The sequence below is a fragment of the Lactiplantibacillus sp. 30.2.29 genome, from assembly GCF_018991255.1.
Classification (GTDB): Bacteria; Bacillota; Bacilli; order Lactobacillales; family Lactobacillaceae; genus Lactiplantibacillus; species Lactiplantibacillus pentosus.
This window is the reverse complement of record NZ_JAGYGU010000047.1, coordinates 1-9,948: the sequence shown is the minus strand read 5'-3', so window position 1 is coordinate 9,948 and position 9,948 is coordinate 1. Positions and strand designations below refer to the sequence as shown.

The window sequence follows — 9,948 nt, the reverse complement described above, 5'->3', positions numbered from 1 at the left end:
CCAACCTCCTTAAAAATTATTTGCTCAATAATCGAACACCAGTTCGAATAGACGACTTAACTTTAGCACAGAAAAACAAGAAAGCAAATTTTTGTCGAATTATTTTCGAACAAAAAAAGATCTTCCAAGAAAAAGGGAAGATCAAGTAATATATATTTTTGAGGGTCTGTTTTCTCACAAATGGACCCTCTTATTTATTACCAAAAAGGCGTTTAAAGAAGCCTTTTTTAGGTTGTTCTTCCGGTTGGTTGTTAGTTGTTTCTTCTTCTGTTTCTTTAGAGGTAGACTTGTTTTGCTTTTCTGGCTGTTCTATCTCTTTAATACGTTCTTGATCTGCTAAATGCAACTGTTGTTCTTGATCAATTAGTTTGTGCTGCTGACTAACAAGTTTTTGTTCTTGACTTAGTTTTAGTTGTAAGTCTTTAATTTGTTCTTTTAAAAACTCATTTTCATCTTTTAAGTTAGCATTATTTTCTTTGAGCAAATTGACAAGCAAGTTAGATTTGCTTGCTTGCTTATTTGCTTTTGCCGTTTCGCCTTTGCGCATAAATGCTTTTATATCAGCTTCAACTTGTTCTGTAATTTGCAAGCGGCCCTTTTCCTTCTTTGCTTGTTTTTCCTTAGGTAAGGCTTGGATTACTTGCTGAACTCGTTGCCGAGTAACACCTAACTGATCTGCTAATTCTTGTACTGTTTTCATCAGTTTTCCCCGCAATTCATCTTTGGTAGTTAATTGCTTTACGGTTAGTTGCACTATGGATTGTTAATTCATAGCCAACAATACTTCTTCCTCGTTTCTGTTTCGTCAATGTAAACCAGAAGTTTAATTTTTCTGAAAGTTCATTCATTGCTGGCGACAAAGCGTCACGAACAAATCTTCCAGCTGGCCATGTTTTATCTTGACCCAAGAACCAGCTTTCCCAATCATCAAGGCTTCCCGAAATGGTAACACTTGTTTGTTGCTTATCCATCTTATGTGATTGCCATAGTTTCATTAAAATTAGGCTATATTTTGATTTTATATGCGAAAGTTCACTTAATTTAAATGAATAATAATGTTCTCTAAGGTCATAAACATAAGGTGCTGCATCTTCAGAAAACTTAAACCGTATTTGACCGTCTTGAAAAAAACTAATACGGCTAAATAACTGTGTCATTAAAATACCAGTTTTTCCATCTTCTCTTTTTATCTTAAAGTATAATGCTGTATTTTCATTTAATGCTTTAAAAGCCTTTGCGACTCGTTTATAGTTTTGACCGGAAGCATTTAACCCCAATTGATGAATAATGTCTAGTGCATTAGCAACATATTCATCTGAAGCTATACTATCCCTTGTAACAAAACTAAAACAATAATCAAGTACCTTGTGCTGAAAAGAAGAAAGGTTACCAAAAGCGCGAGCGAGATCGTTAGCTTGAACAACTAAATAGTCTTGGCGAGAAAGCAGTTCTTTAAAAGCGAGATCTGCTTTTTTATTTATAATTTTTCCAGGCATAACATTGCCTCCTTAAAATAGGATAAAACAATTATATAATAATTTAATCTATTTTTAAATAGGCACTCAACAATGACGTACAAAATCCTCATTAATGACGTACAAAATCCTCAACAATGACGTACAAAATCCTCATTAATGACGTACAAAATCCTCATTAATGACGTACAAAATCCTATTTTAAACTGCTGTAAACACTGATATAAAAGCATTATACGACTTGCTAAAGTATTTAAAAGTATTAAAGAAATATGTCCTAATGTATTTTTTTAATTATTATTAATGCGCGCGCGAGAGAAGTTTTTTTTCAAAAAATAAAAAAATTTCTAAAAAATTCAAATTCTAAATTGGTCTTCTCGTTAAAAAGAAGTACAAGCACAACCCACTTGTATATTAAAACTCCGCTCACTATGTTCGCTGCGCACTTCCTCCGGTCGTTTGCCCCTAAAAGGAGTGAGAGAAAACCACTCTCACATTTAACTCCATTCGCTCCGCTCATTGCGCAGTCGCCGCTGGCTCCTTTGCTAAGTTCAAAACATGTCCACAGAAAATCTTCGGGCACGCCCTCAGAGCAAGCGCCTCAACTGCTAATAGTTACCAACCACCTGACAAATCTAAAAAGTTGTAATTGCAACTTAAAACCAAGATAAAAGGCCCTAACAGCTTGTCAAAGCCTTTATTTTACGTTCTGAGCCGTTTAATAGTGATTTAAATAAATTATCGTTTGTGCCAAAATTTTAGCTGAGAAGGCTTAAAATCGGCTAGAAAGGGAATAATGTGTGCGACACTCCAGAAACTAAAGCCAATCACAATACCGATCACAAGAACTCCCACAATCCCGAGAATAATAGAACCAATGTAATGATCAGTATGCAGAGCCCAAACAGTGCTGTACAAGGTATGCAGTCCCCAACCATTCCAAATACCGTCATACAAAAACTTTTTTAACACAATGAAAATGAACCAAGCATAAACTAAGCAACACAAAACTTGTAAAAGAGCAACCGATAAATTCTGCCAAAAATGCTTCTTTTCAGCTGCTTCGAGTTGCATTTTTTGCTCAGCCAGCTCTTGCTGCTGGTCAAGTACTTCGTTGCGAGCGGAGGTTAAATCACCAAGAACTGATTGCTGAAAGGCAGTTGTATCAAGTTGGTTTTGTTTATCTTGCAAAATATGTTCAACTTGTTGATGATACCAAGTTTTTTCGTCCTTTAAGGCCGCTTGTTGTTTTTCTTTAAGTGCAGTTGTGCTAAGGGTTTGAGACAGTTGTTCTTGAGCGGCTTGTGTCACTAAGTTTTTGAAAGCAGGCACATTGTTAAAGTTGATCTGGCCATTTTCGTAAGCGTCAAAGAGCTGTTTGACCATTTTTTCATTGTCATTCATCGGTGGGGTCCCCTTCCTGGTTTATTGGTTTGTCGCGGTACATGTGTTTGTTGCTGGGCTTGTTTTTTACGTGCTAAGTCAGCTTGAAATTTTTGGGCAAAATTGAGACGACTAGCACGCAAGTCTAAGAGTTCGCGAGCTCGCTTTGTAAATGCTCGTAAGCCGTCTTTAAAGTGCTGTAATCCGTTTGTAAGTGGTCGTACTGCCTTTCTAAGTTGCTCAAAGCGTTGCTGAGTGTCTGATTGGTCTCGTTGAGTGCGGCCAGTTGCGACTGCAAGGCGGTCAAGACCTGGTTTTCTTGATTCAAGTAACGGTTTTCGTTGTTCAATTTCGCGATCAGCTGTAAGAGCTCGCTGGTCGTTTGAAATTTCAGTTTGTTTGCGGGTTTGTTGTTCTCGTCGCGCCAACTCATCTAAAAGTGCCTCCTTGTCATAGTCTGTCCCTAAACGGACCCCACGGGCCCGCCGTTGCTTCTGATTAGCGTCTAAAAACGCATATGAGATGTTTTTACCCCGTAAAGCGACATTTACCCCATTTGAGCTTAAACGAGCTGAGAAGGTCTCATATGAGCTCACAGTGGGGTCTTGCATAACTGTATCAATGCGGTGGCGGAGATCAGCCATGTAAGAATACTTGTGGGCTTGCGTCAGATCCTGTTCAGTTGGTGACTGGTGTTCACGCACCGGCGGCAGAATATGCCAGCCTTGGGCTCGTGCTAAGTCATCATTGGCGGCTCGGACCCGCCTGACTGTTTGACCGCGCTTTTCGTCTAATTTCTTACCGGTCGCTAAACTGACTTTATTAACGATAATGTGGTTGTGCAAATGGTGGTTTTCTCCGTCTAAATGCGTATAAACGGCACTTTGATATTCCGGATAAAGTTTTTCCGCTAATTGCACGCCGAGATCATTGGCTTTCTGCCAGTCTGTTTGGTTGAGCGGGTCTAATTCGTTATCCGCAAAAGACTGGGTGATCCGTAAAACCTGGTTGCGCTTTTGCGTTTGCTGAAAGAGCTGGCGCACTGCGCGAAACTGTTCATTAGCGATTAAAGGGTCAATCCCATTAGTGCCACCTACGACCACGGCCCGACAATTTTCAAGTTCAGCGGGTTGGGCTAAATCATGATCCGCTAACCAGCTTTTGGTGTCATGATGTAAGGGAGTATTTTCACCTAAACCATAGCCCAGGGCAAAAGTGGCACTAGCTGCATTACTTACTTTTGCAATTGTTGCCATAATTTTCGATACTCCTCTCGGGTCGCTTGTAAAGCAGCTAATAGTTGTGCAGTTTGAGGCATTTCCGGTTGTTGATTTAACTGCCGCGCAACTTGGTTCAAATTAGTTCCCTGGCGACTTAATTCAAGTAACAGTTCTTTGGTAGCCGTGTGATCAAAATAGGGCTGCTGGAGCTTAGAATTTAAGGCTAGTTTTTTAGCATAGTTCGAGACCGTGAGGCCATAAGTTTCTGCCGATAATTTTAATTTAGTATATTCAGTTTGATCTAAACGAAAATTAATGCGTTTGACTTGCCGTTCATTAGCTGGTTTAACATTAGACATTAGTTCACCTCCTTATAAAAACCACAGCATTAAGCTGCATTATTCATTTAGTTTCCTGCTGAAAAATGTTAGGGTAAGCGTTTATTATTCATGCACGTTTACCCTAACATTTTTGGTTAAATACGGCAAGCTGTCGGAATGACATACAAATTGCTGCCGCATTTTGCATTTATTCCGGCTTGAAAAGAGGGCTTTTTGTTGCACAAAAATTCCCCCTTTTATCCCCCTCAAAAGACGCTCGCTTTTCGTCACGAAAACGAGCTAAGATCGTCCCTTTTTTGTGCCAAAAAATGTGACCGAAAAAAGCCTAAAAAAATAGCCCGCATTTGTCGTCACAAAGTGGGTTATTTTTTCTAAAAGCGGGCAGCCTAATTTTGGCCCTGATCGGTCCGAAATTGTGCCAGCCAGTGAGAAACGTTTTTGAGATCTTCAATCTGCCAAAAGTTGCCGTTCCAGTGCATGGAATCCGCAATGGTAGTTAATTGCTGCATTTGCGCGTCCGTTAAATTGGCTTTTTGAGCGAACTGCTGAAACATAGGAACATGTTCTAACATCTGGTGCGCGCCCGCAAAAGTTTTGGCTTGGGATTTCCGATAAAATTCACGGCCTAATTTCTGATATTCTTTGGTGCGTGCTTTACGTTTACGCTCGTTTAATTTACGTTGTAATTCAGCTAATTTTTCTAGTTCACTAGCCATAGCTAAAACCTCCGTCAATAAAGTTGTTTTTAGTTTTATTTTAGCAAAGAGAAAAGCGAGAGAAAGTCAAAAGGCAATACTCAAAACTACTTAGACTAGGTCAATGAGAAAATGCTATAATCATAACTGGCAACTTGCCCCCAAAGGGGGTGCGTCTTTTGTTACAAGATCTATTCTCAATGATCATTGCACCTATTCTCGTAGGTATAGCCAAAGAGCTATTTTCTCGTTGGTTGGACGAGAACGACAAAGACAATGATCGCTAAGCGAGTTGCCATTCAACTCGTCGCTAGCCGTCGCATCTAGCGAAAAAAATAACCACCCCTATGTCTGGTAGGGGTGGTTATTGCGCCTTCATACAAAATCTATTCTCAATTCGCAAGCTCATTATAACATGCTAGTAAGGTTAGAGCAATTTGCAGGTGTTGGAGGCCTTATTTACATAACTATGACTTGTCTAAAGCGATTTTAAACTACTAGTTGAAACTTGTGAAGCTATTTTTTAGGTTATTTTCTAGATATTACTAGAGTATCATTAAGTAAAGAAGTTGGCTTTTTGGAATTTACTTACGATAGAAAGAAGTTCTTTTATGACTCAGAATGTAGTATCACGATTATTAATTATAGGAAATGGTTTTGATTTGAACTGTGGTTTAAAATCTAGTTTTGAAGATTACTATGATAACGAAATTAAAATGGTTGAAATACTAAAAAAAATGAATTCAAATTTTAATGATCGTAATACAGATACAAATTTTTTAAAAAGTGATATTTTGCGATCCGCTGGTTTTCAAGGAATCTACGGAAACTTACATGATAATATTGACATTAACTTTAATGATGAAGGCATTTCTTTTTGGGATTTCTATTTTTACTCGCATAAAGAAAAGCTTAACAATTGGTCAGATGTAGAATACTTTTTAAACAATTTATTGACAATAAATAATGATAACGAGCACCTTGAATTCGACCTTGAAAACTCTCTAGATATAGTAAACAGGCTTAAATATTTAAAGCCTAGAGTAACTATTAAAGATTCTTTTTTAACAGAGTTTAAAAAGTTAAGGGATGATACCTTTACAACAGATAAAGAAACATTGATTCTTTTATTTGTTCTGTTAAATAACTTGAAATATGACATTGATAAACACTCAAAAAAATATTTTTTTGACTTTTTATACAATGAGCTTAATAAATTTGAAGAAAGCTTTGGCCAATATTTAAAAAATTCTATTAATGATAGCTACAAAGATTATAGTGAACAGTTACTACAAAAATTAGTTAATAATGAATGTTATAATTTACTTTCCTTTAACTATACAAGTCCATACGTCGAATCTACATCTTTTAATACAGTTCGAAATATACATGGCAAACTTGATAATTGCCCAATAATTGGAATTGATTCTAAAGGCATAGTTGCTGATAGTCCGGTATTTAGATTTACAAAAACTTATCGAATAATGACTTTAGCAAGTGATAAACAAGACAGGCTTTTACCAAAGAGTATAAAGACAATAGCTTTCTATGGTCATTCTCTCGCTCCGGCTGACTATTCATATTTCCAGTCAATTTTTGACTATTACAATATTTATGATAATGATATAACTTTGGTGTTTTACTATTCCATTTATGATGAAAGTAAGGAACAAGAAATAAGAAGAACTCAATTTCATTCTGTTACTAAGCTTATATCTAAGTACGGAACAACCTTTCACAATGAAAAAGGGGAGAATTTAATGCACAAGCTGTTGCTTGAGGGCAGATTAATTTTGAAAAAAATAGATTAATGAGAACTATCCAAAGTCGATATTGTCTAACATTTCTTCGGTGCTGGCTTGATCTAAGCCTAAATAAGCCAGGGTCATAGCTTCACTGCTATGGTTAAGCAGGTGCATGACCAATCCAATATTATAATTAGACTGCACATAGACCCGATAAGCGCCCGTTTTGCGCATGGTGTGGGTCCCTAGATAGTCTAAATTAAGGAGATCCCTCACTTTGGCCATGATCTTATAAAACTGTTTTTCCGTAATGTGCTTCTCCGGGTGCTGGATCGACGGAAAAAGCCAGGGCGAGACAAGATTTTCTTGCTGTAACCACTTTTGGTAAGCTAAAAGATCGCCCACGATTGGTTTTAAGTATAAGCGGTTGGCTTTGCCGGTTTTGCGGTCGTGGAGATACGTGTTCTGGCGCACGTTTCCTTTTTCGTCAAGGACATCTGTCCGTTTGAGCCGTAAAATGTCGCTGACCCGCAACAAAGTCGCATTGCCGACTTGGAAAATGGTGTAATTACGGACTCCAGCCTTAAAATCTTCCTGTAAACAACGTTGTACTTTAGTTAAGACATTTGAATCTTTGATCGGTAACACTTTTTGTTCCATAAAAAATCGCCCCTTTTTTAGGGGCGATAATGACAACTATTTGGTTATTTTTGCCCCTTACTTTCAAGTCTAAAATAAAGTGGCCGGTAAATTAAGCTTTGGAAGGGTCCATTTCTAGATAATAGACCCTAAAATGATTATTTAAAGTGTTGTGAAAGTTAAGATTCCTAATAAGAAACAGCAAGCACAAATACCATAAATAGAAATAGTCTTGTTTCTTTTTTCTTTATCTGTAATCTTTAATGCGTGGTCATACTGTATCTTTTTCCTTTGTATTGTTTGGTTTTTTAAAAGTTCCATAAAAAAAGCAAAGAATAATGCAAAAAAACCAATGGAATCTGTAAATCCAAGCATAGAAAAATCTCTTTCAAAAATAGCAGTATAAATACCAATTGTAAGACTAATTAATGCTAAGGCTCCAAATAAGAGGCGGAATTTATTAAACTTTTGAAAAGTACGGTAATGTTTTCCATATAAAATTGGTAGTCTACCAAGCTCAATAATGCTTGTTTTTTTTCTTTTTTCTTTTTTTGTAGTGTAAAGATAAGAAATTAAAAAAAACAACGTTAAAAGTAACAATAAATCAATAAAAAAGGTCATAAGAAGTCTTCTTTCATGGATTAAACAAATTTAGAGAACATTTTTTATAATTTTCTCATAAGTATAAAAAAAAACAAGGATTCTTTTGAATCCTTGTTTTTAAGTTTTAAGCGGCTATAGCCAAAGCTAGTATACCTACAAATATAATAGTAGCATCGAGTTCATAGCCAATCACTGTTCCAGGATCGGGGGCTTTGGGTAGTGATTCTAAAACGGACGAGAGTAATGTTGACCTGTAGTTTTCAATGCTAAGTGCAAACTTAGCTGTATCTTTAGCCGCCTTAAAAATAGTATCAAGATTACTATTATACTTTTCAACGTCCGTTGCTGAAACTCCTACCGGTACTGTTGAGCCATTATATTTGTGCATATGGATCTTAAGGGTGATAGCATATCCTAAATCATAAGTCGTGTTATCTTGGCCTTTGTGCTCAATGGTAGACTTAAGCTGTAGCGTCAACACATGATCACCGGCACTAATGTTGCTAGTCGTGGTAATATCACCGGCTTCAATTTTCCCACCAATTGCTGAAATTTGAGCTAACAATGAGTTAGGATCAAATGCAAGTTTATTTTGCTCAATAACCTTTTGGACAGGGCCGTCAAATGTGAAATCAACTTTGTGGTTATTGATGTTGTAAGTGGTTTTTGCCAATCCACCTTCCGTGCTAATATCCCCTTCAAAGTCAACTGAAAGAGTGATTGTTGCAAATAAGGTGTTAACGGTATAAATATCCCCTGCAGCAGTTACTTTAATTCCCTTGAAAAGATGAAAAATATTTGTACCGTCGGCTAAACTTTGGATAACATTATTAACCTTATTAAGATCGTCAGAAGTTCCGTATTTTTCAGGGCTAAGTTCTTTGACAGCAGTTTGACGGCTGGACGTTGTAGCTACCTTATCAATTGCAAAATCTCCAATAGAGATTTCAGAAAATTGATCAAAGCCCCAAGCCTTTGGAATAGCAAAACCCAAGTTACCGGAATAACCGGTTGACATGTCTGAAACAAAGGCCTTTGTTGCGAAACCAGCAGCGATAATTGTTTGTGCAACGTTGCGTGTTCCATAAATACCTGTCTGATAACCATAACTTGCAACGCTGCTTTGGACAGCCTTAAAGTAAGGAGTGGCCGATCCAGAAATATCTCCAGCTTAAATGTCGGCATCAACAGCAAAATAAATTACTGTGTTAGTAGGAAACCCTAGCCTCTTGGCGGCCTGACCAGCTTTATGACCGTCTGCGGTTCCGCGTGTGCTAGTAAAATAGGCTTGATCGTCAGAAGCTCCGTCTTGAAAAATTGGAAAGAGAGCTAACCCGGCGCTTGTAATTGTTTGTACTTCAGTTGCTGTTAAATTTTTTGCTCTCTCTGTACTGCCACTACCAACTGACCCTGTTAAATACCGACCAACGATTGAATAACCGGCCTTTTTAAGCGTTGAAACACGAGTGGCATTTAACTGAAACGAAGTATCACAGGCAATAGCGGAACGGTCTGGGTTGCCGGCAGAAGTCAATAAACTCATGAAAACGTCTATGCCAGCAGAAGCTCCATTAGTAGAACTTAGAGCCATAGTTGTTGCAAAAGAAGAGACAGCATTTACAACGGCTGTTCCATACGAACCGTCAAAAGAGCCTGTGTAAACTTTGTTATTAACATAGAGGCCCCATTGTAAAATCCTGACAAAATTATTCTTTTGTCCTTGGGTCACGGTTGGTGTTTTTGTTTTAGTAGACGGGCCATAGTAACCAGTTGCTGTATCAACACTCAAACCTTCCTCAGCCTGCAAGGCATAAATCAAAGCAGTGTTCGTATCCCTTTGATAAATC

General features: G+C 37.6%; 11 protein-coding genes and 1 pseudogene. 2 read left to right on the top strand and 10 right to left on the bottom strand.

Annotated elements, in window-relative coordinates:
• Window positions 1-190: 190 nt before the first annotated feature.
• From KGF65_RS15655 to KGF65_RS15630, 6 genes are all read right to left on the bottom strand, one after another.
• Window positions 191-700: a hypothetical protein gene (locus tag KGF65_RS15655; protein ID WP_216770697.1), complete on the bottom strand. Its 510-nt coding sequence runs from the start codon at window positions 698-700 to the stop codon at window positions 191-193.
• Between the two features lie 16 nt (window positions 701-716).
• The gene (locus KGF65_RS15650) at window positions 717-1,496 is read right to left on the bottom strand and encodes a replication initiation protein (RefSeq protein WP_216749095.1); all 780 of its coding nucleotides are present in this window, start codon (window positions 1,494-1,496) and stop codon (window positions 717-719) included.
• 717 nt (window positions 1,497-2,213) lie between these two features.
• Window positions 2,214-2,879 (bottom strand): hypothetical protein, encoded by a 666-nt coding sequence (locus KGF65_RS15645; RefSeq protein ID WP_216770698.1) that lies wholly within the window; start codon window positions 2,877-2,879, stop codon window positions 2,214-2,216.
• Complete coding sequence (locus tag KGF65_RS15640) at window positions 2,876-4,114, bottom strand: relaxase/mobilization nuclease domain-containing protein (RefSeq protein WP_216749085.1); 1,239 nt, start codon at window positions 4,112-4,114, stop codon at window positions 2,876-2,878. Before KGF65_RS15640 ends, KGF65_RS15645 begins: the two co-directional genes overlap by 4 nt.
• Window positions 4,093-4,437 (bottom strand): plasmid mobilization relaxosome protein MobC, encoded by a 345-nt coding sequence (gene mobC, locus KGF65_RS15635; RefSeq protein ID WP_216749084.1) that lies wholly within the window; start codon window positions 4,435-4,437, stop codon window positions 4,093-4,095. The genes KGF65_RS15640 and mobC overlap by 22 nt, the downstream gene beginning before the upstream one ends.
• 368 nt (window positions 4,438-4,805) lie before the next feature.
• Window positions 4,806-5,135, bottom strand: a complete 330-nt coding sequence (locus KGF65_RS15630; RefSeq protein ID WP_216749083.1) for a hypothetical protein — start codon at window positions 5,133-5,135, stop codon at window positions 4,806-4,808.
• A gap of 179 nt (window positions 5,136-5,314) precedes the next feature.
• Between KGF65_RS15630 and KGF65_RS15625 the strand changes: the two genes are divergently transcribed.
• Window positions 5,315-5,401, top strand: coding sequence for a type I toxin-antitoxin system Fst family toxin (locus tag KGF65_RS15625; RefSeq protein ID WP_313819645.1), 87 nt, complete (start codon window positions 5,315-5,317; stop codon window positions 5,399-5,401).
• 324 nt (window positions 5,402-5,725) lie between these two features.
• A complete protein-coding gene (locus KGF65_RS15620) occupies window positions 5,726-6,925 on the top strand; it encodes an AbiH family protein (protein WP_216770699.1) in 1,200 nt (399 codons plus the stop codon).
• Between the two features lie 6 nt (window positions 6,926-6,931).
• Here KGF65_RS15620 and KGF65_RS15615 read toward each other — a convergent pair whose 3' ends face one another.
• The 4 genes and pseudogenes from KGF65_RS15615 to KGF65_RS17155 form a co-directional block, all read right to left on the bottom strand.
• Window positions 6,932-7,519 (bottom strand): site-specific integrase, encoded by a 588-nt coding sequence (locus tag KGF65_RS15615; protein WP_216749102.1) that lies wholly within the window; start codon window positions 7,517-7,519, stop codon window positions 6,932-6,934.
• A gap of 141 nt (window positions 7,520-7,660) precedes the next feature.
• Window positions 7,661-8,119 carry a hypothetical protein gene (locus KGF65_RS15610; RefSeq protein ID WP_017866851.1) on the bottom strand — a complete coding sequence of 153 codons (459 nt, stop codon included), beginning with the start codon at window positions 8,117-8,119 and terminating at the stop codon, window positions 7,661-7,663.
• A gap of 106 nt (window positions 8,120-8,225) precedes the next feature.
• On the bottom strand, window positions 8,226-9,119 hold the full coding sequence (locus KGF65_RS17160; protein WP_253956190.1) for a hypothetical protein: 894 nt from the start codon (window positions 9,117-9,119) through the stop codon (window positions 8,226-8,228).
• A 9-nt stretch (window positions 9,120-9,128) separates the two neighbouring features.
• Window positions 9,129-9,692, bottom strand: a pseudogene (locus KGF65_RS17155) (glycoside hydrolase domain-containing protein); the annotation flags it as partial.
• Window positions 9,693-9,948: the final 256 nt, after the last annotated feature.